Source organism: Pseudomonas sp. LBUM1655 (assembly GCF_059716085.1).
Genome location: NZ_CP166801.1, coordinates 679147 through 704131, shown reverse-complemented (window position 1 = coordinate 704131; position 24985 = coordinate 679147). Strand labels below are relative to the sequence as shown.

Below are 24985 nucleotides of genomic sequence, written 5' to 3'. Positions count from 1 at the left end.
AAAAACGATTCGCCAAGCGGAGCAAACGTGATGCAAAAGCCTAAACCGAATTTCTACAACCTGGCCTGGCGTTGGCATTTCTATGCCGGACTATTCGTCGCCCCATTCATGGTGATGCTGTCGCTGACCGGCATCATCTATCTGTTCAAACCGCAGCTCGATTCGCTGATGTACAGCAGCCTGCTCAACGTTCCGGCCGGGCATCACACCGCTCCGGCCGATGACCTGCTGCAACGGGTGAAAAGTACTTATCCACAAGGCCAGATCACTCAGTATCTGCCGCCGGTAAATGCCGAACGCAGCGCGCAATTTGTCGTGAAGAACGCCAGCGACGAACTCAACGTGTTCATTGATCCGTACCACGGCGACATCCTCGGCGAGCAGGATGCCAAGCAGAATCTGCAAGCTATCGCCCGAGCGATTCACGGCGAATTGATGATCGGCACGGTCGGTGACCGGCTGATCGAAATGGCCGCTGGCTGGGGCGTGGTGCTGGTGGTGTCGGGGCTTTTCCTCTGGTGGCCACGCGGCCAGGCGGCGGGGATTCTGTGGCCGCGTCTGAACAGTCGCGGGCGCGTGTTGTGGCGCGATCTGCACGCCGTCACCGGGTTCTGGGGGGCGACACTGTTGCTGGTGATGCTGCTCAGCGGCATGACCTGGACCGGCTTCTGGGGCAAGCAATACGCCCAGGTGTGGAACGTGTTCCCGGCGGCGATGTGGGACAACGTGCCGACCTCCGACGTCGAGGCCCGCAGCCTCAACAGCGCCACTCGCCAGACCGTGCCTTGGGCGATGGAAAACACGCCGATGCCGATGTCCGGCGACCATGCCGAACACATGGCCCATGGCAGCACAAATGCTGGCCCAGCCTCGCCAACCATCAGCCTGCAAGACGTGCAGAACATCGCCACTGAACGCAAGGTCGAACCGGGCTACAGCATCACCCTGCCGACCACCGCCACCGGCGTTTTCACCATCGCCGTGTTCGCCGATGACCCGCGAAACGACGCGACCCTGCACGTCGATCAATACACCGGCAAAGTCCTCGCCGATGTGCGCTTCGAGCAATACGGCACAGTGGCCCGCGCCACGGAAATCGGCGTGATGCTCCATGAAGGCAAGATGTTCGGCACCTTCAACCAGATCGTCGTGCTGCTGATCTGCCTGATGATCCTGCTCAGCGCCGTCAGCGGCGTAGTGATCTGGTGGAAGCGCCGACCACAGGGTAAATTCGGTGTGCCGCCGCTGCGTCATGATTTGCCGAAGTGGAAAACCGGGGTGGTGATCATGCTCGCGCTGGCGGTGATTTTTCCGCTGGTGGGGGCTTCGCTGGTGGTGGTCTGGTTGCTTGATCGACTGCTGCTGTCGCGGTTTGGCGGGCAACCTGAATCTGCCTCACCTTCATCATGAGTCCACCGAGATGCGCGTTTTAGAGAGGTCTATAAAATGCCGGCCTCATAAGTCGGTGTTTTTTAGTGTTACTGTATAACCCTAATCCGCCATTCTGCCCGCGGCCAAAAGCTGCGGGCATTCTTTTGAAGAAGTGATTCACCATCCCCGATGAACAAGTACCTCTTGTCCAGCCTCTGCCTGTTCGGCCTGAACAACGCCCATGCCGACAACCAGGCGCTGACGCTGCCCACCGGCACCATCAGCGCACCGGCCATCGACGACGCAAGCGTCAGCCTGACCACGCCAACCACCGCCGGCTCGCGCCTGAACCTCAACGCCATGCAAACTCCGGCCAGCGTCGAAAGCCTCAGCGGCGAACAGGTCCGCGCCCGGGGTGATCGCAGCGTGCAGGACGCGGTGTCGCGCAGCACCGGCATCAGCCGCACCGGTACGCCGGGCGATGGCGGCACCTCGTTGCAGGCCCGGGGTTTTACCGGGCAGAGTTCAGTGATGCAGTTGTATGACGGCAATCGCCTGTACAGCGGCATGGGCACGGTGACGTTCCCGGTCGATACCTGGTCAGTGCAGCGCGTCGATGTGCTGCGCGGCCCGGCTTCAGTGCTGTACGGCGAAGGCGCGACGGGTGCGGTGGTCAACGTGATCCCGAAGAAGCCGTTCGAAGGTGAAATCGAAAACCACGCGCGCGTCGGATATGGCTCCTACAACAGCCAGCAACAGGCCTTCGACAGCGGCGGTTCGCTGAGCGATACCCTGAGCTATCGCCTCAATCTCAATCGTCTGCGCAGCAACGGCTGGATCGATCGCGGCGATTCGTCCAGTGATTTCATCAGCGCTGCCCTGCGCTGGCAGGCCACTGATGATCTGGCGTTTACCCTCGCCCACGACTACGGCGACCAGCGCCCGCAGAATTACTTCGGCACGCCGCTGATCAACGGCCACTTCAAGGACAGCCTGCGCAACAAAAACTACAACGTGCGTGACGACAAGCAGCACTACAACGATCAATGGACGCGCCTGACCAGCGACTGGCAGATCAACGATGCCGTCAGCGCCAGCAACGAGTTCTACTACCTCAAGGCCCAGCGCCGCTGGCAGAACGCCGAGAACGTCAACTTCGACGCGGGCAGTCAGCAACTGAGTCGCAGCGGTTACTTCGGCATCGGCCACAAGCAGGAACAGGTTGGTGATCGTCAGACGTTCACCTTCAAGCACTCGCTGTTCGGCCTCGATAGCCAGACCGTCACCGGCGTCGATTACAACCGCATCCGCTTCCAGCTCGACAGCAACTCGCCGTTCAACGACGTGCTGCCGAACGGTCAGCCATTGGATCTGGATCACCCACAAAGCGGGTATTTCGAGAGTGCCGATCCGTACCGCGATCAGTTCGACAGCACCACCAGACAGATGTCGGCGTTCGCCGAAAACCGCACGCAGTTGAGCGAGCGCTGGTCGTTGGTGACCGGCGTGCGTCGCGATTATGTGCATGTCGGTCGTAACGACTTGACCGATGGCAGCCAGAGCGACCAGACCCTGACCGGCAACAACTGGAAGGCCGGCCTGGTGTTTGCGCTGACGCCCGAGACGTCGTTCTACGGCCAAGTGGCAACCAGCACTGATGGCATCGGCGGCTTGATCTCTCTGAGCCCGAGCCAGCAGCAATACGATCTATCGACCGCCCGCCAGACGGAAATCGGCCTGAAGCAGTTGTTCTGGGATCAGCGTGGCGAGTTCACGCTGGCGGCGTATCGCATCGTCAAAAAGAAACTGCTGACTGACGATCCGGGCAACCCGACGCTCAAGCAGCAGGTCGGCCAGCAATCGTCCAACGGACTTGAAGCCAGCCTTGATCTGCAACTGCCGAACGCCTGGCAACTGCAGGCCAACGCCGCAATTGTGAAGGCCAGGTACGACGACTTCTCGGAAGTGGTCAACGGGCAAACCCTGTCGTATAACGGCAACCGCCCGTTGGACGTGCCGCGACGCACCGCCAATCTGTGGCTGAACAAAGCGCTTAGCGATGACCTGAAGGCCGGTGCGGGCGTGCGCTATGTCGATGCACGTTACGCCGATATGGCCAACCGTAACGAGTTGCCGAGTTACACCGTGGTGGATGCGACAATGTCGTGGCAGGCCTTGCGTAACACGACCTTGGGTTTGCAGGTGAACAATCTGTTTGACCGCCGGTATGCGCAAAGCCAATACAATGGCGGGCAGCAGTGGATCCTTGGCGAGCCGAGGTCGTTTTTTGTCACCGCTGATTACACCTTTTGATCGAAGAATGCTGCCCCTCACCCTAGCCCTCTCCCGGAGGGAGAGGGGACTGACCGTGTTGTCTGGACAAGTTGCACCGACCTGAAAGACCGAGTCGAGCTCAGGCTCGAAAAGCATGAAGATCGGCTCCCTTTCCCCCTCTCCCCCCTGGGGGAGAGGGCTGGGGTGAGGGGATGGATCTACCGAAAAAACATGAAATCGAGAACACACCGAACGCCCTATGACGTCACTCACCCTCACTGATCTCGCCTGGACACCCTTGGGCCACGGCCACTGCCATCACCAGTTCCAGCTGCGTGACGCCTCCTTGCAGGTGGCCGCCGGTGAGTTCGTCGGGCTGATCGGCCCCAACGGCAGCGGCAAGACCAGCCTGTTGCGATGCGCCTACCGCTTCAGCCAACCGGAACACGGCGAGGTCAAACTCGATCACTACAACGTGTGGAAACAATCCTCACGCTGGTGCGCGCAACGCATCGCGGTGGTCTTGCAGGAGTTCCCCGACGCTTTCGGCCTGACCGTCGAAGAAGTTGTCGCCATGGGCCGCACGCCGCACAAAGGTCTGTTCGACGGCGAAACCCTCGAGGATCGAAACCTCGCGACCCAGGCGCTCAAATCCGTCGGTCTCGAAGGCTTCGAAGACCACGCCTTCGCCACGCTGTCAGGCGGAGAAAAGCAGCGGGTGATTCTCGCCCGCGCCCTGACCCAGCAACCACAACTGCTGATCCTCGACGAGCCGACCAACCACCTCGACCCGCGCTATCAGCTTGAACTGCTGCAACTGGTCAAACGTCTGCGAATCGGCACCCTCGCCAGCATCCACGACCTGAACCTGGCCGCCGCGTTCTGCGACCGACTGTACGTGATCAACCACGGCCGCATCGTCGCCAGCGGCACACCGCAAGAAGTCCTCACCACTGAATTGCTGCGCGACGTTTTCGGCGTCGAGGCGTTGATCGACTCCCACCCTCTTCACGGCTACCCGCGAATCACCTGGATAACCCGACCATGACTGTGCGTTCCCTGCTTTGCGTCGCTCTTTTGCTGTGCAGTGCCCAAGCGTTGGCCGAGGCCACGAAGTACCCACTGACCGTTCAAAGCTGCAACCGCGAAGTGACCTTCAAACAGGCCCCGGAACACGCGGTCAGCCATGACATCAACATGACCCAGATGATGCTCGCCCTCGGCCTCAAGTCGCGGATGGCCGGTTACAGCGGCGTCAGTGGCTGGAAATCGGTAACGCCTGAGATGCAGTCGCTGCTCGATGGCCTGCCGGAGTTGGCAGCGAAGTACCCGTCGGTGGAAACCCTGCTCAACGCCAACGTCGATTTCTTCTTCGCCGGATGGGATTACGGCATGCGCGTGGGCGGCGATCTCACGCCGCAAACCCTGCAACCGCTGGGCATCAACGTCTATGAGCTGACCGAGTCCTGCGCGTTCGTGATGAAGCGCCCCGCCGCAACGCTTGAGGACACCTATAACGACCTGCGTAACCTCGGCAAAATCTTCGACGTGCAGGATCGCGCCAATGTGCTGATCGCCCAGATGCAGGCGCAAGTCGCGCAAGTGCGCAAAGACCTGCCCGCCGATAAGCCCCGCGTGTTCCTCTACGACAGCGGCGAAGACCGCGCCATGACCTCCGGCCGCCTCGGCATGCCGCAAGCGCTGATCGATGCGGCGGGTGGGCGCAACATTCTCGAGAACGTCGAAGCGAGCTGGACGCGGGTCAACTGGGAGACCGTGGTCGAACACAATCCGCAGGTCATCGTGATCGTCGACTACAGCGAAATCACCGCCGAGCAGAAGATTGAATTCCTGCTGAAGAACAAAGCCCTGCAATCGATCGACGCGATCAAGAATCAGCGTTTCATCGTCATCCCGTACGTGCAGGCCACGCCGGGGATCGACAACGTGCTGGCCGTTGAAACCCTGGCCAAAGGTTTCCACGGCCAATGATCAACCGTCGCTACGCCCTGTTGCTGATTGCCCTAGGCGCCGTGTTGCTGGTGTCGTGCGTGGTGTCGCTCGGCTTCGGGCCCGCGCGGGTGCCGGTCGATGTGGTGTGGCGGATTTTGCTGCACAAGGCGTTTGGTTTTGGCGAGGTGAGCTGGAGCGCTGGGCAGGAACATATCGTATGGCTGATCCGCGTGCCGCGCATGTTGCTCGGGGCGCTGGTCGGTGCCGGGTTGGCGCTGATCGGCGCGGTGCTGCAAGCGGTGACGCGCAATCCTTTGGCCGATCCGCATCTGCTTGGCGTTACTTCAGGGGCGACGTTGGGCGCGGTGATTGTGGTGCTGCATGTCGGTGAAATCATCGGCCTGCTGACCTTGCCGATCGCGGCGTTTATCGGCGCGTTGCTGAGCATGCTGGTGGTGCTGGCGATAGCCAGTCGGCATGGCCGGCTCGACAGCGATCGCTTGCTGCTGTGCGGTGTGGCGGTGTCGTTCGTGATGATGGCGATCGCCAATTTGCTGCTGTTCATGGGCGACCACCGCGCCAGTTCAGCGGTGATGTTCTGGATGCTCGGCGGACTTGGGCTGGCGCGTTGGGAGTTGCTCGCGGTGCCAGCGGCCAGCGTGTTGCTCGGGTTGATCTTGCTGTTGGGCATGGCGCGTCCGTTGAACGCGTTGATGGCCGGCGAACAGACCGCCGTCACCTTAGGCCTGAATGCCCGGTCGGTGCGTCTGCGGGTTTTCGTCATCGCTTCGTTGATGACCGGGGTGCTGGTGTCGATCAGCGGCTCCATCGGGTTTGTCGGGCTGATGGTGCCGCACATTGCGCGGCGCCTCGTCGGCGCCGAACACCGGCGATTGCTGCCGGTGTGCGTGCTGATCGGCAGTGTGTTTCTGATCTGGGTCGACGTTGCCGCCCGCACAATGATCGCCCCCGAAGACCTCCCCATCGGCGTCGCCACCGCGGCCATTGGCGGGCTGTTCTTTATCGGCCTGATGCGCCGCCGCTGACCCACCCCCCCTCTCCCCACTGTAGGAGCTGCCGAAGGCTGCGATATTTTGATTTTTTGCTTAAAAGACAAGATCAAAAGATCGCAGCCTTCGGCAGCTCCTACAGGGATCGGTTCGCGCCCCAATCTGGCGCGGCCGCCTGCACCAACGCTCCACGAGCGTCCCTTCATGGTGCATCGCAATCGCGCGCAAGCGCTCTAAACCGACATTTTCCTGCCCAAACCCGACCGGGCACAGCCCTTGCAAAACACCCTTCAGTCGTCCGCATCTGCCAACCATAAAAAACTTTAACGTTCATGGAGATCGCACAATGAAGCGTCGCAGTTTGATCAAGGCTTTCACACTCACGGCATCCATTGCCGCGATGGGCATGACCTGGACAGTCCAGGCCGCCGAGACCATCAAGGTCGGGATTCTGCATTCGTTGTCCGGCACCATGGCGATCTCCGAAACATCGCTCAAAGACATGGCGCTGATGACCATCGACGAGATCAACGCCAAGGGCGGCGTCAACGGCAAGATGCTTGAACCTGTGGTGGTCGACCCGGCGTCGAACTGGCCGCTGTTCGCCGAAAAGGGCCGGCAGTTGCTGACCCAGGACAAGGTAGCGGTGGTGTTCGGTTGCTGGACTTCGGTGTCGCGCAAATCGGTGCTGCCGGTGTTCGAAGAACTCAACGGTCTGCTGTTCTACCCGGTGCAGTACGAAGGCGAAGAGATGTCGCCGAACGTGTTCTACACCGGCGCCGCGCCGAACCAGCAGGCGATCCCGGCGGTTGAATACCTGATGAGCGAAGAAGGCGGCAGCGCCAAGCGCTACTTCCTGCTCGGCACCGACTACGTCTACCCGCGCACCACCAACAAGATCCTGCGTTCGTTCCTGCACTCCAAAGGCGTGGCCGACAAGGACATCGAAGAGGTCTACACCCCGTTCGGTCACAGCGACTATCAAACCATCGTTGCCAACATCAAAAAGTTCTCGGCTGGCGGCAAGACTGCCGTTATCTCCACAGTCAACGGCGACTCCAACGTGCCGTTCTATAAAGAGCTGGCCAACCAGGGTCTGAAGGCTACTGACGTACCGGTCGTGGCGTTCTCGGTCGGCGAAGAAGAACTGCGCGGCATCGACACCAAACCGCTGGTGGGCAACCTCGCGGCGTGGAACTACTTCGAGTCGGTGGAGAACCCGCAGAACAAGAAATTCGTCGCTGACTGGAAAGCCTACGCGAAGAAACACAACCTGCCGGGCGCCGACAAAGCGGTGACCAACGACCCGATGGAAGCCACTTACGTCGGCATCCACATGTGGGCGCAAGCAGCTGAGAAAGCCAAGTCCACCGACGTCGACAAAGTCCGCGAAGCGCTGGCCGGCCAGACCTTCGCCGCACCGTCTGGCTACACCCTGACCATGGACAAGACCAATCACCACCTGCACAAACCGGTAATGATCGGCGAGATTCAGGCCGATGGTCAGTTCAACGTGGTCTGGCAGACCGAAGGGCCGATCCGTGCGCAGCCGTGGAGCCCGTTCATCGATGGCAACGACAAGAAGCCGGATTATGCGGTGAAGAGCAACTGAGTCACTGGATGTCAGCCTTGCGCTTGGCGTGGGGCTGATGCAATTCCCCTGTGGGAGCGGGCTTTTGTGGCGAGGGGATTTATCCCCGATGGGTTGCGAAGCAGCCCCCAATCCAGCAGTCGCGGTGTATCAGATTGATCGCGTCGACTGATTTCGCGTCTGCTTCGCAGCCGATCGGGGATAAATCCCCTCGCCACAAAGGCTCGCTCCCACAATGTCCGCGTCAAGGCGACTGACTATGCCCACTGCCCTCTACCGTTTTATCTGCGCCATCGCACTGTTGCTGCCGATGGCCACCCACGCCGGTGACGCCGAAGACTTCGTCGCGGCCAATCCCGTGCAGCAGGCCAAACTGCTCGAAGCCTGGGCCGCGCAGCCCGACCCGGCCCGTATCGAACTGATCAACGCCCTGCAACAAGGCGAACTGACCGTCGACGGCCAACCAAAAACCCTGCGCTTGAACAACCGCCTGCGGGGTCTGATCGACACCGCCATGGCCAGCCACCAATTGCTCGCCGCCGACGCCAAAATCCGTCTGACTGCCGCGCAGCAATTGCAGAAAAGCGCGAAACCCGCGCAGCTGAAATTCCTCGACCAGCAACTCGCTGGCGAAAAAGATGAAAGTGTCCACGCCGCTCTGAGCCTGGCGTTAGCCAATCTGCAATTGGTCGATACCGATCCGGCGGTGCGTCTGGCCGCCGTGCGTCTGCTCGGTGAAACCGGCGACCCACTGGCCCGCACCCGCCTCGAAGGCTTGCTCGAACCCGGCGTCGAAGGCGATGCTGGCGTGCGCACGGCCGCCGAAACCAGCCTCGCCCAGGTCAAACGCAAACTGCTGATCGGCGAAATACTCGGTCAGGCATTCAGCGGTATGTCGCTCGGTTCGATCCTGCTGCTGGCGGCCCTCGGCCTGGCGATCACTTTCGGCTTGCTCGGCGTGATCAACATGGCCCACGGCGAGATGCTGATGCTCGGTGCCTACTCGACGTATGTGGTGCAGCTGATGTTCCAGCGTTACGCCCCGCAGGCCATCGAGTTCTATCCGCTGATCGCGCTGCCGGTGGCGTTTTTCGTCACCGCCGCCATCGGCATGGCGCTGGAGCGCACGGTGATTCGCCACCTCTACGGGCGACCATTGGAAACATTGCTCGCGACGTGGGGCATCAGCCTGATGCTGATTCAACTGGTGCGCCTGCTGTTCGGTGCGCAAAACGTCGAAGTGGCGAACCCGGAGTGGCTGTCCGGCGGCATTCAAGTGCTGCCGAATCTGGTGCTGCCGTACAACCGCATCGTCATCATCGCCTTCGCGCTGTTTGTGGTTGTCCTCACCTGGCTGCTGCTGAACAAGACTCGCCTGGGCCTCAACGTCCGCGCGGTCACCCAGAACCGCAACATGGCCGCTTGCTGCGGCGTGCCGACCGGACGCGTCGACATGCTCGCCTTCGGACTTGGCTCGGGCATCGCCGGCCTCGGTGGTGTAGCGCTGAGCCAGATTGGCAACGTCGGCCCGGACCTGGGTCAGAGCTACATCATCGACTCGTTCCTCGTGGTGGTGCTCGGAGGTGTTGGCCAGTTGGCCGGCAGCGTGCTCGCGGCGTTCGGCCTCGGTATCGCCAACAAGATCCTTGAACCGCAGATCGGTGCGGTGCTCGGCAAGATCCTGATCCTCGCGCTGATCATTCTGTTTATCCAGAAACGTCCGCAAGGCCTCTTCGCACTGAAAGGACGGGTGATCGACTGATGAACCAGCCTCTGTTAGTCACGGCCACGCAAAAGGCCGGCCCGAAAATCACGATTGCCATCGGCGCAGTGATTCTCGCGTTACTGATCGCATTGCCGTTGCTGTCGCTGTTGTCACCGGACAGCGCGCTGCACGTCTCCGCTTACACCCTGACGTTGGTCGGCAAGATTCTTTGCTACGCCATTGTCGCCCTGGCGCTGGATCTGGTCTGGGGTTACGCCGGCCTGCTGTCCCTCGGCCACGGCTTGTTCTTTGCGCTTGGCGGTTATGCGATGGGCATGTACCTGATGCGTCAGGCCGCCGGTGATGGCTTGCCGGCGTTCATGACCTTCCTGTCGTGGACGGAGTTGCCGTGGTACTGGACCGGCACGAGCAGCTTTGTCTGGGCCATGTGCCTGGTGGTGTTGGCGCCGGGTTTGCTGGCGCTGGTGTTCGGCTTCTTCGCCTTCCGTTCGCGGATCAAGGGCGTGTACTTCTCGATCATGACCCAGGCCCTGACCTTCGCCGGCATGCTCCTGTTTTTCCGCAACGAAACCGGGTTTGGCGGCAACAACGGCTTCACCAATTTCCGTACGATTCTGGGCTTCGGCATCACTGAACCGGGCACTCGCGCGGTGCTGTTTCTGGCGACCGTACTGCTGCTGGTGGCGAGTCTGTTTATCGGCTGGCGTCTGGCGCAGAGCAAGTTCGGCCGGGTGCTGACCGCACTGCGCGATGCGGAAAACCGCCTGATGTTCTGCGGCTACGATCCGCGCGGATTCAAGCTGTTCGTCTGGGTACTGAGCGCGGTGCTGTGCGGTTTGGCCGGTGCGCTGTATGTGCCGCAAGTGGGGATCATCAACCCGAGCGAGATGTCGCCGACCAACTCGATCGAAGCGGCAGTCTGGGTCGCCCTTGGCGGTCGTGGCACGCTGATCGGGCCTTTGCTCGGCGCCGGTGTGGTCAACGGCATGAAGAGCTGGTTCACCGTGGCTTTCCCGGAATACTGGCTGTTCTTCCTCGGCGCGCTGTTCATCGTCGTGACCCTGTACCTGCCCAAAGGCGTGATCGGTCTGCTGAAGAAACGAGGTGAATCATGAGAGTCACGGCAAGCGCTGAATTCATGCTGGAGCCAGCCTTCTTCCCCGTCGAGCCGAACAAGGACGCCGGCACCAGCCGCGATTCCATCGGTCTCGGCCAACGCGTCGGCCCGGGCCTAGATACCCGCCACGGCACGATCCTGACCCTGGAAGACATCAGCGTCAGCTTCGACGGCTTCCGCGCGCTGAACAATCTCAATCTGTACATCGGTGTCGGCGAATTGCGCTGCATCATCGGCCCCAACGGCGCGGGCAAGACCACGCTGATGGACGTGATCACCGGCAAGACGCGCCCCAGCCACGGCAAGGCATGGTTCGGCGAAACCCTCGACCTGACACAGATGAGCGAAGTGCAGATTGCCCAGGCTGGCATCGGCCGCAAGTTCCAGAAACCGACGGTGTTTGAAGCGCTGAGCGTGTTTGAAAACCTCGAACTGGCGCAGAAGACCGACAAGTCGGTGTGGGCCAGTTTGCGGGCACGGTTGAGTGGTGAGCAGAAAGATCGCATCAGCGAAGTGCTGGAGACCATTCGCCTGACCACCTCGGTCAATCGCCCGGCGGGCCTGTTGTCCCACGGCCAAAAGCAGTTCCTGGAAATCGGCATGTTGCTGATGCAAGACCCGCAACTGCTGCTGCTCGACGAGCCGGTGGCGGGCATGACCGACGCCGAAACCGAGTTCACCGCCGAGTTGTTCAAGTCGCTGGCAGGCAAGCATTCGCTGATGGTGGTGGAACACGACATGGGCTTTGTCGGCTCGATTGCCGACCATGTGACGGTGTTGCACCAGGGCAGCGTGCTGGCCGAAGGGTCGCTGGAGCAGGTGCAGGAAAACGAGCGGGTGATCGAGGTATACCTCGGCCGCTGACTTTCCCCTGTAGGAGCTGCCGAAGGCTGCGATCTTTTGATCTTGCTCTTCCACAACAAGATCAAAAGATCGCAGCCTTCGGCAGCTCCTACATTGGGACTTGAGGAGAATTTGAGAATGCTGCAAGTCGACAAGCTGCACCAGTATTACGGCGGTAGCCACATCCTGCGCGGCCTCACGTTTGACGTGAAGGTTGGCGAAGTCACCTGCCTGCTCGGCCGTAACGGCGTGGGCAAGACCACCCTGCTCAAATGCCTGATGGGCCTGTTGCCGGCCAAGGAAGGCGCAGTGAATTGGGAGGGCAAACCGATCACCACGTTCAAGCCACACCAGCGGGTACACGCCGGTATCGCTTATGTGCCACAGGGCCGGGAGATTTTCGGGCGGCTGACCGTGGAGGAAAACCTGCTGATGGGCCTGTCGCGTTTTCCCGGCTCCGAGGCCAAGGAAGTCCCGGCGTTCATCTACGAACTGTTCCCGGTGCTGTTGCAAATGAAGCAGCGTCGGGGCGGTGACTTGTCCGGTGGTCAGCAACAACAGCTTGCGATTGGTCGCGCACTGGCCAGCCGTCCGCGTTTGCTGATCCTCGACGAACCCACCGAAGGCATTCAGCCGTCGGTGATCAAGGAGATCGGCGCGGTGATCAAGAAACTGGCGGCTCGCGGCGACATGGCGATTCTGCTGGTCGAGCAGTTCTACGATTTCGCCGCCGAACTGGCCGATCAATACCTGGTGATGTCCCGGGGCGAGATCGTCCAGCAGGGTCGCGGAGAAAATATGGAGGCCGAGGATGTGCGTGGGCTGGTAACCATCTAACTGTAGCTTCCTAACGATAATTAGAAAATATGAACTCGACTGTCTCACCTGCCCTGTTTACCCCGAGCTGGCACGCCGAGCTGGAGCTGGCCTACGCCCGTTTCGGCGACTGCACGCGCCCGGTCATGCGCCGCCACCTCGGCCCGCTGCGGGTGCAAAAGCATCTGTACGCCGAGGGCCCTGAGGTCTGTCAGCACATCATCGTCCATCCACCGGGCGGGATTGCCGGCGGTGATCGGCTCGATATCAGCGCCCGTGTCGAACAAGACGCCTGGGCACAGATCACCAGCCCCGGCGCAGCCAAGTGGTATCGCGCGGCGGGGCCCGCTTTTCAGAAGCTCGACTTGAAGGTGGCTGCCGGGGCGACACTGGAATGGTTGCCGCAAGAGACCATCGTCTACAGCGCCGCTCAGGCTGAACTGACCACCTCGATCGATCTTGAGGGTGATGCGCGGCTGTTCTACTGGGATGTGGTGGCGCTGGGTCGACCGGCCAGTGGCGAGCGTTTCGACCTCGGGCACTTTCAGAGCCACCTGGATATTCGTCGCGATGGTCGATTGCTCTGGCATGAACGCCAGCGCATTGTCGGCGGTGACGGTTTGCTCGATTCGCCGATCGGGATGGATGGGCAACCGGTGTTTGCGACGCTGTTGGTCACTGGCGAAATTGATGCCGAACTGCTTGAGCGCTGCCGCTCGCTGGGGCATGAAGTGCGCGGGGATCTGACGCAGCTGCCGGAGCTTTTGGTTGCCAGGTGTCTGGCCAGTGAGGCGTTGTTGGCGCGAGGCTGGTTGATTGATCTGTGGCGATTGCTCAGACCCGCCCTGCTAGGACGCGAAGCCCAGCCCCCACGAATCTGGAACACCTGAAATGCAATCTAATGTGGGAGCGAGCCTGCTCGCGAAAGCGTCATGTCAGCCAACAAATTCGCTGAATATGAGTCCGTATTCGCGAGCAGGCTCGCTCCCACAGGGATCTGTGCCAACAGTCCCGACTCTTTTCAATCTGCCCTGATGGAAATCCACAATGGACCTGACCCCACGCGAAAAAGACAAGCTGCTGATCTTCACCGCCGGCCTCGTCGCCGAGCGCCGACTGGCTCGCGGCGTGAAGCTCAACTACCCGGAAGCCATGGCCTACATCTCCGCCGCGCTGCTCGAAGGCGCCCGTGACGGCCGGACCGTGGCCGAGCTGATGCACTTCGGCACCACTCTGCTTTCCCGCGAACAAGTGATGGAAGGCATCCCGGAAATGATCCCGGAGATCCAGGTCGAAGCGACGTTTCCCGACGGCACCAAACTGGTGACCGTCCACCAACCGATCGTCTGAGGCCGCGCCATGACTTACAGCATTCGCGATGCGCTGCACGCCGACCTGCCGGCGATCCGCGACATCTACAACGACGCCGTGCTCAACACCACGGCGATCTGGAACGAATCCGCCGTGGACCTCGGCAACCGTCAGGCGTGGTTCAGCGCCCGTCAGTCGCAGGCCTATCCGATTCTGGTGATCTGCGACATCGACAACAGCGTGCTCGGCTACGCTTCGTTCGGTGACTGGCGGCCCTTCGACGGCTTCCGCCACACCGTCGAGCATTCGGTTTACGTGCGCAGCGACCAACGCGGCAACGGTCTTGGCCCGCAACTGATGACGGCGCTGATCGCGCGGGCAAAAACCTGCGGCAAGCACGTGATGGTGGCCGCCATCGAAAGCGGCAACGCCGCCTCTATTCGTCTGCATGAACGTGCCGGTTTCATCATCACCGGACAGATGCCGCAAGTCGGCACCAAGTTCGGCCGCTGGCTCGATCTGACCTTCATGCAACTGACCCTCAACCCTGGCGCGGAGCCGCCCGAAGCCAACAAGGAGTGACACTGATGAACGCCGCCCAACTGCGCCGCGTCAACGCTGAAAGTTTTGCGCACTATCGTCAGGGCCTGATCGATCTGTTGCTCGATGCGGTGGGCTATGGCGCGAGTGTCGGCTTCATGGCCGACCTCGACGCCGCCCAGGCCCGCGCCTACTTCGATGACGTTCAGGACCACGTCAACAAGGGCAGCGTATTGCTCTGGGTGGTGGTCAAGGACGAGCAGGTGCTGGCCAGCGTGCAACTGGGGCTGTGCCAAAAGGCCAACGGTCTCAATCGCGCCGAGGTGCAGAAACTGCTGGTGCGTGAACACGCCCGTCGTCGCGGCCTCGGCCAACAATTGATGCATGCGCTGGAACTGGAAGCGCCCAAGCACAAGCGCGGCATGCTCTTCCTCGACACCGAGGCCGGCTCCCCCGCTGAAGATTTCTATAAAGCCCTGGGTTACACCCGCGCCGGCGAAATACCCGACTACGCCTGCGACCCGAACGGCACGTATCGACCGACCGCCCTCTACTACAAGATTCTGCAAGGAGCCCAGTGATGATTCCCGGTGAATACCAGATCCAGCCCGGCGACATCGAACTCAACGTCGGCCGCCGCACCGTCAGCCTGAAAGTCGCCAACAGCGGCGACCGGCCGATCCAGGTGGGTTCGCACTATCATTTTTTCGAAACCAACGACGCGCTGACCTTTGATCGCGCGGCCAGCCGTGGCATGCGTCTGAATATTCCGGCCGGCACGGCGGTACGCTTCGAGCCGGGGCAAAGTCGCGAGGTTGAGCTGGTGGATTACGCCGGGCATCGACGGGTGTTCGGTTTTGCCGGGCGGGTCATGGGTGATCTCTGAATTGCGTGCGCACCGCTGCCCCTCACCCCAGCCCTCTCCCGAGGGAGAGGGAGCCGAGCACCGATAGCCGCCACACCGCGATCAGTCCCCTCTCCCTCCGGGAGAGGGCTAGGGTGAGGGTCGACGGCTCACCACTATTTTCCTGAAGGACGCAGCATGAAAATCTCCAGACAAGCCTACGCCGACATGTTCGGCCCCACCGTCGGCGACAAGGTGCGCCTGGCCGATACCGAGCTGTGGATCGAAGTCGAAAAAGACTTCACCACCTACGGCGAAGAAGTGAAATTCGGCGGTGGTAAAGTCATCCGCGACGGCCAGGGCCAGAGTCAACTGCTCGCCGCCGAAGTGGTCGACACACTGATCACCAATGCGCTGATCATCGACCACTGGGGCATCGTCAAAGCCGACGTCGGCCTTAAGGACGGCCGCATCGCCGCGATCGGCAAGGCCGGCAACCCGGACGTGCAGCCCAACGTGAACATCGCCATCGGCGCCAGCACCGAAGTGATCGCCGGCGAAGGCATGATCCTCACCGCCGGCGGCATCGACACGCACATCCACTTCATCTGCCCGCAGCAGATCGAAGAAGCGCTGATGAGTGGCGTCACCACCATGATCGGTGGCGGCACGGGACCTGCCACCGGCACCAACGCCACCACCTGCACTTCGGGCCCATGGCACCTGGCGCGCATGCTCCAGGCCGCCGATGCCTTCCCGATGAACATCGGCCTCACCGGCAAGGGCAACGCCAGCCTGCCGGAGCCGCTGATCGAACAGGTCAAGGCCGGCGCCATCGGCCTTAAGTTGCACGAAGACTGGGGCACCACCCCGGCGAGCATCGACAACTGCCTGAATGTCGCCGATCAATATGACGTACAGGTGGCGATCCACACCGACACCCTCAATGAATCGGGGTTTGTGGAAACCACCCTCGGCGCCTTCAAGGGCCGCACCATCCACACCTATCACACCGAAGGTGCCGGTGGCGGTCATGCGCCGGACATCATAAAGGCCTGCGGGTTTGCCAACGTGCTGCCGAGTTCGACCAACCCGACCCGGCCGTTCACCCGCAACACCATCGACGAACACCTCGACATGCTGATGGTCTGCCACCACCTCGACCCGAGCATTGCCGAAGACGTGGCGTTCGCCGAGAGCCGCATCCGCCGCGAGACGATTGCCGCCGAAGACATCCTTCACGACCTCGGCGCGTTCTCGATGATCAGTTCCGACAGCCAGGCCATGGGCCGCGTCGGCGAAGTCATCACGCGCACCTGGCAGACCGCCGACAAGATGAAAAAGCAGCGCGGCCCCCTGCCCCAGGACGGTGAAGGCAACGACAACTTCCGCGCCAAACGCTACATCGCCAAATACACGATCAACCCGGCGATCACTCATGGCATCAGCCATGAGGTGGGCTCGATCGAAGTAGGGAAATGGGCGGACCTGGTGCTGTGGCGCCCGGCGTTTTTTGGCGTGAAGCCGACGCTGATCCTCAAGGGTGGCGCCATTGCCGCCAGCTTGATGGGCGATGCCAACGCATCGATTCCGACACCGCAACCGGTGCACTACCGCCCGATGTTTGCCAGTTATGGCGGTTCGCTGCACGCTACCAGCCTGACCTTTATCAGTCAGGCCGCGCAGGAAGCCGGGTTGCCGGAAACGCTGGGGCTGAAGAAGAAAATCGCGGTGGTCAAAGGTTGCCGCGAGGTGCAGAAAACCGATTTGATCCACAACGATTACCTGCCGAACATCGATGTCGATCCGCAGACTTACCAGGTCAAGGCCGACGGCGTGTTGCTGTGGTGCGAACCGGCAGACACCCTGCCGATGGCTCAGCGCTATTTCCTGTTCTGACCTCAACGCAATAAAACAGGCCCCGATACCGTGCCCTGCAGCACGGTCTCGGGGCCTTTTTGATGGCGGTAGAAAACCACCGCACAAACGGTCGTGTATTTCCCGCCAAAGGGACTAATATTCGATTCGCTTCACTATTTTCAGGGACCGCCCATGCGTCTTTCCGAGTTCATCGTGGCCAACATCGACCCTATCGTCGATGAGTGGGAACAATTTGCCGCTACCATTACCCCGGCCGCCGACCATCTGGACTCCACCGCGCTGCGCGATCACGCCAGCGAAATTCTGCGGGCCGCCGCTCGCGACATGAACAAACCACAGAGCCCCGCCGAACAGGCTGCCAAAGCCAAGGGCGAAGGCCCGGAGAAAACCCCAAGCCTGGACGAGGCCGGCGCCAGCCATGGCGAGTTGCGCCACACCGTGGGTTTTGATCTGGTGCAGATGACCAGTGAATTCCGCCATCTGCGGGCCTGTGTGATTCGCCTGTGGGTCAACAGCCTGCAATCCCCTGACGTCGCCTATTTCCAGGACATGATCCGCTTCAACGAAGCCATCGACGAAGCCCTGGCCGAATCGACCGCAGCCTATGCCGAACAGGTCAACCGTTCGCGCGACATCTTCCTTGCCATCCTTGGCCATGACCTGCGCGCGCCGCTGCAAGCGGTGAGCATGTCCACCGAATTGCTGCTGCGCAAAACCCGTCTGGAAGGCGATGCCCTGACGTGCGCCCTCAATATCAAACGTGGCGCACGACACATGGCGGCCATGGTCAGCGACTTGCTGGAACTGGTGCGCAGTCGTCTGGGCAGAAGCCTGCCGATCGAGCCGGCGCCGATGGACATGGCCGACGCGGTGCGGGCAGCGATTGCCGAGGCTTGCGCGGGCAATCCGGAATGCGATCCGACGCTGACTGTAGAAGGCGATACCAGGGGAACATGGGATGCCGGGCGCATCGATCAACTGCTGCAAAACCTGATTGGCAATGCCTTGCAGCACGGTTCAAACCAGCACGACGTGACCGTGAGCCTCAGCGCAGAAGGCGATAGCGTGTGCCTTACGGTGCATAACTTCGGCACACCGATTCCCGAAGAAGCAGTCGGTACGATCTTCGACCCGCTGGTGCGCAGCGCCGACGAACAGCTCGGGCAGCCTTCTACCAGCCTCGGTTTGGGGTTGTTTATCGTCAAGGAAGTAGTCATCGCCCATGGCGGGACAATCGAAGTCAGCTCGAACGCGGCTGACGGGACGCTGTTCAGTGTGGTGTTGCCCAGAAAGGTTTAAGCAGATAAACCGAGGGGAATTCATCGCTGGCAAGCCAGCCCCCACAGGGTTCTGCGTCGGTCGCAAAATATGCATTCGACGCGATACTTGTGGGAGCTGGCTTGCCAGCGAAGAGGCCCTTCAGTGCAAACTGTAAACAACGGTAAAACTACTCGACCACCAGCCGCCCCAATCGCTGGCGCAACATACGGTTCTCGGCCCGCAGTTCCTTCACTTCTTCCAGCAGATTCAACGCCAGGGCGACGCCTTCCCACTCCAGATCCAGGTCGCGCCGCAGCTTGGCGGCGCGTTTGGCCAGAGTCAGCTCGTAATCGGTGAAACGCCATTCCCGGGGCTGCGCGCCCTGAGGTTCGAGGATGCCGTGTTCGACGATTTCGATCACGTAGACGTCCGACAAATCGGCCGCCTCACAGAATTCTGCCATGTCCAGTTGAACGATCAGGGGGCTGCTCATGATGGGCTACTCCGTCGCTGGGTTCAGAAGTTCTCTCGCGGATTGAAGGCGGCTTTTTTCGCCAGTTCCTGCCACAACGCCTTGACGTCATCGTCCGCTGCTTTCGGCATCACGGCCTTGAGCTGCACGAACAGATAACCGCGCTCGCCGGCCTTGTTTTTCAGACCATGGCCCTTGGCGCGCATGCGCTGACCGTTCTGGCTGCCGGCCGGAACCTTGAGGTTGATCTTGCCGGTCAGGGTCGGCACGGCCACTTCAGCGCCCAACGCCAACTCCCAAGGTGCCAGCGGCAACGTAATGATCAGGTTTTCGCCTTCGACATCGAACTTCGGATGCGGCGCGAAACGAATGGTCAGGTACAGATCGCCATTCGCCCCGCCACCTGCGCCGGGTGCGCCCTGACCTTTGAGGCGGATGCGCTCGCCATCGGTCACGCCCGCCGGGATCTTCACGTTCAGGCTCTTGCTGGTGTTGCTGACGTGCTGGCCGTTGGCGTTGTATTGCGGCACCTGAAAGGTGACCTTCTTCGATTCGTTCGAGAGCGTTTCCTCGAGGAAGATCGGCAGTTCCATTTCCACGTCTTGCCCTCGGCGCCCTGCACTGCGTTGTTGCCGACCTTCACCGCCACCGAAACCGGGGCCGCGATTGCCGAAGATCGAACTGAAGAAGTCCGAGAAGTCGCCGGTGTCGCCACCGCCGCCGCCAAAACCGCCACGGCTCTGCCAGCCCGGTGGCCCCTGGAACGGCTGACCGTGCTGGCCATAGCGGCGCAGCTCGTCGTATTCGGCACGTTTGTCGGCGCTTTTCAGCGCTTCATAGGCTTCCGAGGCGTCCTTGAACTTGGCCTCGGCGTCCTTTTCCTTGCTGACATCGGGGTGGTATTTGCGCGCCAGCTTGCGATAGGCAGCCTTGATTGCCTTGTCGTCTGCTGTCGGCTCCACGCCGAGTATCTTGTAATAGTCTTTGAAGTCCATTGAAGGAATCACCGTCCGTTATCGATTTCGCGCCGATGCCAGCATGCGCCGATTCGCGCATGCCGGGTTGACCGATCTCAAACTTGTGACCGGGTGGCGCAGCAGAAGTTTATCGGCAGTGGGCGACGGTTCTTGCGACCGCCGGTATGTCTGCCGGCCCATGCCAGCAAGTTTGGGGCGAAGCTGCGAGTTTCAACCCAGTCTAGTCGCGAAATAGCTGATGACCGGCCTTCGAATCTGCCGCGCACTGACATACACTGCGCGGCCGTTTTTTGACCGGAACCCGAAAGACATGAATAACGCCTCTCCAGCCCGTGCCTGCGGCATCGACTTCGGCACCTCCAACTCCACCGTCGGCTGGCTGCGCCCCGGCATGGAAACGATGATCGCGCTGGAAGACGACAAGATCACCCTGCCGTCGGTGGTCTTTTTCAACATCGAGGAGCGCCGCCCGGTCTACGGTCGCCTGGCGCTGCACGAATACCTGGAAGGCTACGAAGGCCGGCTGATGCGCTCGCTCAAGAGCCTGCTCGGCTCCAAGCTGATCAAGCACGACACCAGCGTTCTCGGCACGGCAATGCCGTTCAAGGACTTGCTCGGCCTGTTTATCGGCCAGCTCAAGAGCCGCGCCGAAACTGCCGCCGGTCGGGAATTCGAACAAGTGGTGCTGGGGCGTCCGGTGTTCTTCGTCGATGACGATCCGCTGGCCGACCAGGAAGCCGAAGACACCTTGGTGGAAGTGGCACGCAAGATCGGTTTCAAGGACGTGTCGTTCCAGTACGAACCGATTGCCGCAGCATTCGACTACGAGTCGACCATCGAAAAGGAAGAGCTGGTACTGATCGTCGACATCGGCGGTGGTACATCCGACTTCTCGCTGGTGCGCCTTTCGCCCGAGCGTCGCGGTGTGGAAAACCGCCACGACGACATCCTCGCCACGGGCGGCGTACACATCGGCGGGACCGACTTCGACAAACAACTGAGCCTGCAAGGCCTGATGCCGCTGTTCGGCTACGGCAGTCGCATGAAAAGCGGCGCCTACATGCCAACCAGCCACCACATGAACCTGGCGACCTGGCACACGATCAACTCGGTGTACTCGCAGAAATCCAGCCTGGCGCTGGGCAGCATGCGCTACGACATCGAAGACACCGGCGGCATCGATCGGCTGTTCAAGTTGATCGAACAACGCGCCGGCCACTGGCTGGCGATGGAAGTGGAAGAAACCAAGATCCAGCTGACCCACGCCGACAGCCGCCATGTGCCGCTGGATCGGATCGAACCCGGGTTGAGCGTGGAACTGACGCGGGCTTTGTTCGAGTCGGCGATTGATGCATTGCTGGAGCGCGTGCGCGGCAGCGTCACGCAGTTGTTGAACGACGCGAATGTGTCAGTGGCTCAGGTCGATACGGTGTTCTTCACCGGCGGTTCCAGCGGCATCCCGGCCCTGCGCAACAGCGTTTCGGCGATGTTGCCGAATGCGCGGCATGTCGAAGGGAATATCTTCGGCAGCATTGGCAGCGGTCTGGCGATTGAGGCGATGAAGCGTTACGGCGCAATGGCCTGACCCAGAATCGGCGGCGCGCCCTTCGCGAGCCTGCTCGCGAAGAGGCCAGCCAAACACTACAAATTCTGAATCAAACCATCCCGCCCAGCTTCAACTCACTCTTCAGATACGCATAGTAAATCGGCCCCGCCACTACTCCCGGCAGGCCGAATGCGGCCTCGAACACCAGCATCGCCAGCAGCAACTCCCACGACTTCGCACTGATCTGCCCACCAACAATGCGCGCATTGAGAAAGTATTCGAGCTTGTGGATAAAAATCAGATACCCCAACGCCGCCAACGCCACCCAGATCGACAGCGACAGGCCGACGATGGTGATCAGCGTGTTCGATATCAGGTTGCCGATCACCGGCAACAGGCCGAGCAGGAAGGTCAGGACGATCAGGGTCTTGGTCAGCGGCAGATGGATGCCGAACATCGGCAGGATCAACGCCAGAAAGATCCCGGTGAAGAAGGTGTTGAGCAGGGAAATCTTGATCTGCGCGAAAACGATGTTACGAAACGCCTGTACCAGCAGGTGCAGGCGATCGAACAAAGCGGCGGCCAGCGGCTTGCGTTTGGTGACATCCGGTATGCGCTGCAGGGCAATGATTGCGCCGAGCACCATGCCGATCAACAGCGTCACGAACATGTGCGCCGCGTCCTTGCCCACCAGTTGCAGGTCGGCCAGGTGCTTGCTCGCCCATTCGCCAATCGCTACGCGAAATTCCGCGGCACTGGCCGGCAGATAAGCGTCGATGAACGGCGGCAACTGACCGCGCGCGCGGTCGACCACTCCCATGAATTTGTCGAGGGAAGCCCCGGGATTTTCCGCTTCGTGCAGGAGGAAACTGATGGCGCCGGCGAAGATCAGCGCCAGCACACTGACCACCAGCGTGCCCAACAGCGCCACCGCCAGCCAGCGCGCGCGCCGGCCTTCGATCAGCCGTTGCAGTTGCGGAGTGAGCATGTTGACCAGCTCGAACACCAGCAACCCCGCCAGCAGGCTGGGCAACAAGCGCAGCGGGAGCACCAGCAGCAAACCGCCGAAAATAATGATGCAACTGACCCAGAACACAACATGACGCTCAGAAAACGTTGGCATACAGCCTCAAAACGAACGGCGTAAAAGGATTGGCAGTCTGCCAGCGATCCCGCGCCGAAGCGAGCGCAGACCCCGGGTTGTCGTCGCGCCGAAAAGATCGCAGCCTGCGGCAGCTCCTACAGGGGCTCGGTCTCATGTAGGAGCTGCCGCAGGCTGCGATCTTTTGATGTTATTTTTTCTTCAGGCATTCACTCATGAACGTCTTGCGCGCATCACCGGCCAGCGCCTTGGTTTTCGCATCGGCATTACACGTTTTCATCTTTTCCTGCTGCGGGGTCAGAGCCTTGGCGTCGTTGGCCGCCGGCGCAGCCTTGAGGCAGGTGCTCATGAAGGTTTTGCGCTCATCGCCTTTCAGACTCTTGGCGGTCGCATCGGCATTGCAGGTGGTCATTTTGTTCTGTTGCGCCGTGGCGGCGAAACCTTGGGAACACAGGAGCAAACCAATCATCAACAAAGGGACACGCAACATCTTCATGGAGTTTTCTCCTTGTCGCCGCTTCGATGGAGGCGGCCTCTTCGGCAGTGTAGCCAAATCTTGTTACACCTTCCTGCCTTCCAGGTGGCTGCGGCGGTACTGCTCCGGCGTGCAGCCCGCCTGACGGGCAAACATGGCGATAAAAGCCGAGCCGCTGCTGTAACCCAGGTCGAAAGCGATCTCCTGCACACTGCGCGAAGTTTCCAGCGCTTCGATCGCGGCGAGATAGCGCAGGCGCTGTCGCCACTCGCCAAAACTCATCCCCAGCTCGCGCACGAATTGCCGCGCCAGCGTGCGCTCGCTGACATGCACCTGCGCCGCCCAGTGCGCCAGCGGTTGATTGTTGCCAGGCTCAGCCTGCAACGCTTCGAGGATCGCCAGTAACCCGGGATGGCTCGCATAGGGCAGATAACACTCATGCACCGGTGCCTGTTGCAGTTGATCGACCAACACTTGGGCAAGACGCTGGTCGGCATCGAGTTCGGGGATCTTCACGTCGCGGGCGGCGAAGTCTTTGAGAATCGCCTTGAGGATGTCGCTGATCGCCAACGTGCAGGCGCGCGCCGGCAATTCGGCACAGACCTTGGGATCGAGACACACCGCACGATAATTGACCGGTTGATGGCTGTAGAAACTGTGCTCGACCTGCGGCGGCACCCAGACTGCGTATTGCGGCGGCGACATGAAACGACTGCCGTCGACGTCCATGTGCAGCACGCCATGGGCCGCGTATTCCAGCGTGCCCCACGGATGACGGTGGGGCGCGGCGAATTCGTGGGCGTTGAAGTCGGCGTAGCGGAAGTACACCGCCGACGGCAGTTCGCTGAAATCCAGCAGATCGATGTGTTTACTGTTCATGCTGTCCGGTTTCAGAGGCAGGTTGTCCGGTTCGAAGTATAGGCCTGCATCCAGACAAGGGATAATCGCGCTTCATCAACGTAATGGTTTCAACGCATGCAATACGCTTTTCCTCTGCTGGCGATTTTTATCTGGGCCGGCAACACCGTGATCAACAAACTCGCGGTCGGTGCGATCTTCCCCGCCGAGATCGGTTTTTACCGCTGGCTGCTGGCGGGTCTGTTGTTCACGCCGTTCATGCTCAAACAAGTGATCGCGCACTGGCCGCAAATTCGCCCGAACCTGGGCAAGATTTTCGTCCTCGGCGTGCTCGGCATGGCGGTCTATCAGAGCCTCGCCTACTTCGCCGCGACCCTGACCACCGCCACCAATATGGGCATCATCCTGTCGCTGATGCCATTGATGTCGCTGGCCATGGCGATCATCAGCCTCGGCCAGCGCCTGACAGCCGGTGCGCTGGTGGGTGCGGTGTTCTCGTTCGCCGGCGTGCTGGTGGTGGTGTCGTCCGGCAGCCTCGGCGCGCTGTTGCAACACGGGGTGAACCTGGGTGACGCGATGATGCTGATTGCCACGCTGGCCTACGCGATTTACAGCACATTGCTGAAAAAATGGCAGCTGCGTTTGCCGCCGCTGGTGTTGCTGTACTTGCAGGTGCTGGTGGCGATTGTGGTGTTGTTTCCGCTGTATGCCACTTCGCCGAAAACCGGGCTGACCCTGCAGAATATTCCGCTGGTGCTGTACGCGTGTCTGCTGGCTTCGATGCTCGCGCCATTGGCGTGGATGCAGGCTGTGCAGCGCCTGGGGCCGAGCCGGACGACATTGTTCTTCAATCTGCTGCCGTTGATTACGGCGCTGATTGCGGCGGTGGTGTTGAAAGAACAACTGGCGATGTATCACCTGGTCGGCGGCTTGTTGACCTTGGGTGGGGTGATTTTGTCTGAGCGCTGGACGACGGTGCTGAGCCGCAGAGTGAGCGTTGCCTGATCCGGCCTGTGGT

24 protein-coding genes are annotated in these 24985 nt (G+C 61.0%); 19 read left to right on the top strand and 5 right to left on the bottom strand.

What is annotated here, in order from left to right; genetic code table 11:
* Positions 1-30: 30 nt before the first annotated feature.
* The 17 genes from ACA074_RS03070 (at position 31) to ACA074_RS02990 (ending at position 18576) form a co-directional block, all read left to right on the top strand.
* On the top strand, positions 31-1410 hold the full coding sequence (locus tag ACA074_RS03070; protein WP_497678412.1) for a PepSY-associated TM helix domain-containing protein: 1380 nt from the start codon (positions 31-33) through the stop codon (positions 1408-1410).
* A gap of 150 nt (positions 1411-1560) precedes the next feature.
* Positions 1561-3684, top strand: coding sequence for a TonB-dependent receptor (locus tag ACA074_RS03065; protein WP_497678411.1), 2124 nt, complete (start codon positions 1561-1563; stop codon positions 3682-3684).
* 220 nt (positions 3685-3904) lie between these two features.
* On the top strand, positions 3905-4693 hold the full coding sequence (locus ACA074_RS03060) for an ABC transporter ATP-binding protein (RefSeq protein ID WP_497678410.1): 789 nt from the start codon (positions 3905-3907) through the stop codon (positions 4691-4693).
* Positions 4690-5637, top strand: coding sequence for an ABC transporter substrate-binding protein (locus ACA074_RS03055; protein WP_497678409.1), 948 nt, complete (start codon positions 4690-4692; stop codon positions 5635-5637). The genes ACA074_RS03060 and ACA074_RS03055 overlap by 4 nt, the downstream gene beginning before the upstream one ends.
* A complete protein-coding gene (locus ACA074_RS03050) occupies positions 5634-6644 on the top strand; it encodes a FecCD family ABC transporter permease (protein ID WP_489880668.1) in 1011 nt (336 codons plus the stop codon). Before ACA074_RS03055 ends, ACA074_RS03050 begins: the two co-directional genes overlap by 4 nt.
* Before the next feature lie 310 nt (positions 6645-6954).
* A complete protein-coding gene (gene urtA, locus ACA074_RS03045; protein WP_054044050.1) occupies positions 6955-8220 on the top strand; it encodes an urea ABC transporter substrate-binding protein in 1266 nt (421 codons plus the stop codon).
* Positions 8221-8458: 238 nt separating this feature from the next.
* On the top strand, positions 8459-9961 hold the full coding sequence (gene urtB, locus ACA074_RS03040) for an urea ABC transporter permease subunit UrtB (protein WP_497678408.1): 1503 nt from the start codon (positions 8459-8461) through the stop codon (positions 9959-9961).
* Positions 9961-11040 (top strand): urea ABC transporter permease subunit UrtC, encoded by a 1080-nt coding sequence (urtC, locus tag ACA074_RS03035; protein WP_497678407.1) that lies wholly within the window; start codon positions 9961-9963, stop codon positions 11038-11040. The genes urtB and urtC overlap by 1 nt, the downstream gene beginning before the upstream one ends.
* Positions 11037-11906 carry an urea ABC transporter ATP-binding protein UrtD gene (gene urtD, locus ACA074_RS03030; RefSeq protein ID WP_008078129.1) on the top strand — a complete coding sequence of 290 codons (870 nt, stop codon included), beginning with the start codon at positions 11037-11039 and terminating at the stop codon, positions 11904-11906. Before urtC ends, urtD begins: the two co-directional genes overlap by 4 nt.
* Before the next feature lie 117 nt (positions 11907-12023).
* Positions 12024-12722 (top strand): urea ABC transporter ATP-binding subunit UrtE, encoded by a 699-nt coding sequence (gene urtE, locus ACA074_RS03025; protein WP_497678406.1) that lies wholly within the window; start codon positions 12024-12026, stop codon positions 12720-12722.
* A 29-nt stretch (positions 12723-12751) separates the two neighbouring features.
* Positions 12752-13591 carry an urease accessory protein UreD gene (locus ACA074_RS03020; protein WP_497678405.1) on the top strand — a complete coding sequence of 280 codons (840 nt, stop codon included), beginning with the start codon at positions 12752-12754 and terminating at the stop codon, positions 13589-13591.
* A gap of 157 nt (positions 13592-13748) precedes the next feature.
* A complete protein-coding gene (ureA, locus tag ACA074_RS03015; RefSeq protein ID WP_008085431.1) occupies positions 13749-14051 on the top strand; it encodes an urease subunit gamma in 303 nt (100 codons plus the stop codon).
* A gap of 9 nt (positions 14052-14060) precedes the next feature.
* On the top strand, positions 14061-14594 hold the full coding sequence (locus tag ACA074_RS03010; RefSeq protein ID WP_401265945.1) for a GNAT family N-acetyltransferase: 534 nt from the start codon (positions 14061-14063) through the stop codon (positions 14592-14594).
* Positions 14595-14599: 5 nt separating this feature from the next.
* Positions 14600-15133 (top strand): GNAT family N-acetyltransferase, encoded by a 534-nt coding sequence (locus ACA074_RS03005; protein WP_187678551.1) that lies wholly within the window; start codon positions 14600-14602, stop codon positions 15131-15133.
* A complete protein-coding gene (locus ACA074_RS03000) occupies positions 15133-15438 on the top strand; it encodes an urease subunit beta (RefSeq protein ID WP_007915947.1) in 306 nt (101 codons plus the stop codon). The genes ACA074_RS03005 and ACA074_RS03000 overlap by 1 nt, the downstream gene beginning before the upstream one ends.
* Positions 15439-15594: 156 nt before the next feature.
* Positions 15595-17295: an urease subunit alpha gene (ureC, locus tag ACA074_RS02995; RefSeq protein ID WP_401265940.1), complete on the top strand. Its 1701-nt coding sequence runs from the start codon at positions 15595-15597 to the stop codon at positions 17293-17295.
* A 153-nt stretch (positions 17296-17448) separates the two neighbouring features.
* The gene (locus tag ACA074_RS02990) at positions 17449-18576 is read left to right on the top strand and encodes an ATP-binding protein (RefSeq protein ID WP_497616265.1); all 1128 of its coding nucleotides are present in this window, start codon (positions 17449-17451) and stop codon (positions 18574-18576) included.
* 148 nt (positions 18577-18724) lie between these two features.
* Here the strand turns inward: ACA074_RS02990 and ACA074_RS02985 are convergent, their stop codons facing one another.
* Together ACA074_RS02985 and ACA074_RS02980 are read right to left on the bottom strand one after the other, a co-directional pair.
* The gene (locus tag ACA074_RS02985; protein ID WP_401265935.1) at positions 18725-19030 is read right to left on the bottom strand and encodes a chaperone modulator CbpM; all 306 of its coding nucleotides are present in this window, start codon (positions 19028-19030) and stop codon (positions 18725-18727) included.
* A gap of 23 nt (positions 19031-19053) precedes the next feature.
* Positions 19054-20004 carry a DnaJ C-terminal domain-containing protein gene (locus ACA074_RS02980; protein ID WP_187678556.1) on the bottom strand — a complete coding sequence of 317 codons (951 nt, stop codon included), beginning with the start codon at positions 20002-20004 and terminating at the stop codon, positions 19054-19056.
* Positions 20005-20296: 292 nt separating this feature from the next.
* On the opposite strand from ACA074_RS02980, the gene ACA074_RS02975 reads away from it, so the two are divergent.
* On the top strand, positions 20297-21571 hold the full coding sequence (locus ACA074_RS02975; RefSeq protein WP_187678557.1) for an Hsp70 family protein: 1275 nt from the start codon (positions 20297-20299) through the stop codon (positions 21569-21571).
* A gap of 70 nt (positions 21572-21641) precedes the next feature.
* On the opposite strand, the gene ACA074_RS02970 is transcribed toward ACA074_RS02975, so the two are convergent.
* The 3 genes from ACA074_RS02970 to ACA074_RS02960 form a co-directional block, all read right to left on the bottom strand.
* Positions 21642-22655 carry an AI-2E family transporter gene (locus ACA074_RS02970; RefSeq protein WP_489880675.1) on the bottom strand — a complete coding sequence of 338 codons (1014 nt, stop codon included), beginning with the start codon at positions 22653-22655 and terminating at the stop codon, positions 21642-21644.
* Positions 22656-22824: 169 nt separating this feature from the next.
* The gene (locus tag ACA074_RS02965; RefSeq protein WP_187678558.1) at positions 22825-23130 is read right to left on the bottom strand and encodes a PsiF family protein; all 306 of its coding nucleotides are present in this window, start codon (positions 23128-23130) and stop codon (positions 22825-22827) included.
* Between the two features lie 63 nt (positions 23131-23193).
* Positions 23194-23988: an AraC family transcriptional regulator gene (locus ACA074_RS02960; RefSeq protein WP_497658584.1), complete on the bottom strand. Its 795-nt coding sequence runs from the start codon at positions 23986-23988 to the stop codon at positions 23194-23196.
* A 96-nt stretch (positions 23989-24084) separates the two neighbouring features.
* Here ACA074_RS02960 and ACA074_RS02955 point away from each other — a divergent pair, with 96 nt between their 5' ends.
* Complete coding sequence (locus ACA074_RS02955; RefSeq protein ID WP_187678560.1) at positions 24085-24972, top strand: DMT family transporter; 888 nt, start codon at positions 24085-24087, stop codon at positions 24970-24972.
* Positions 24973-24985: the final 13 nt, after the last annotated feature.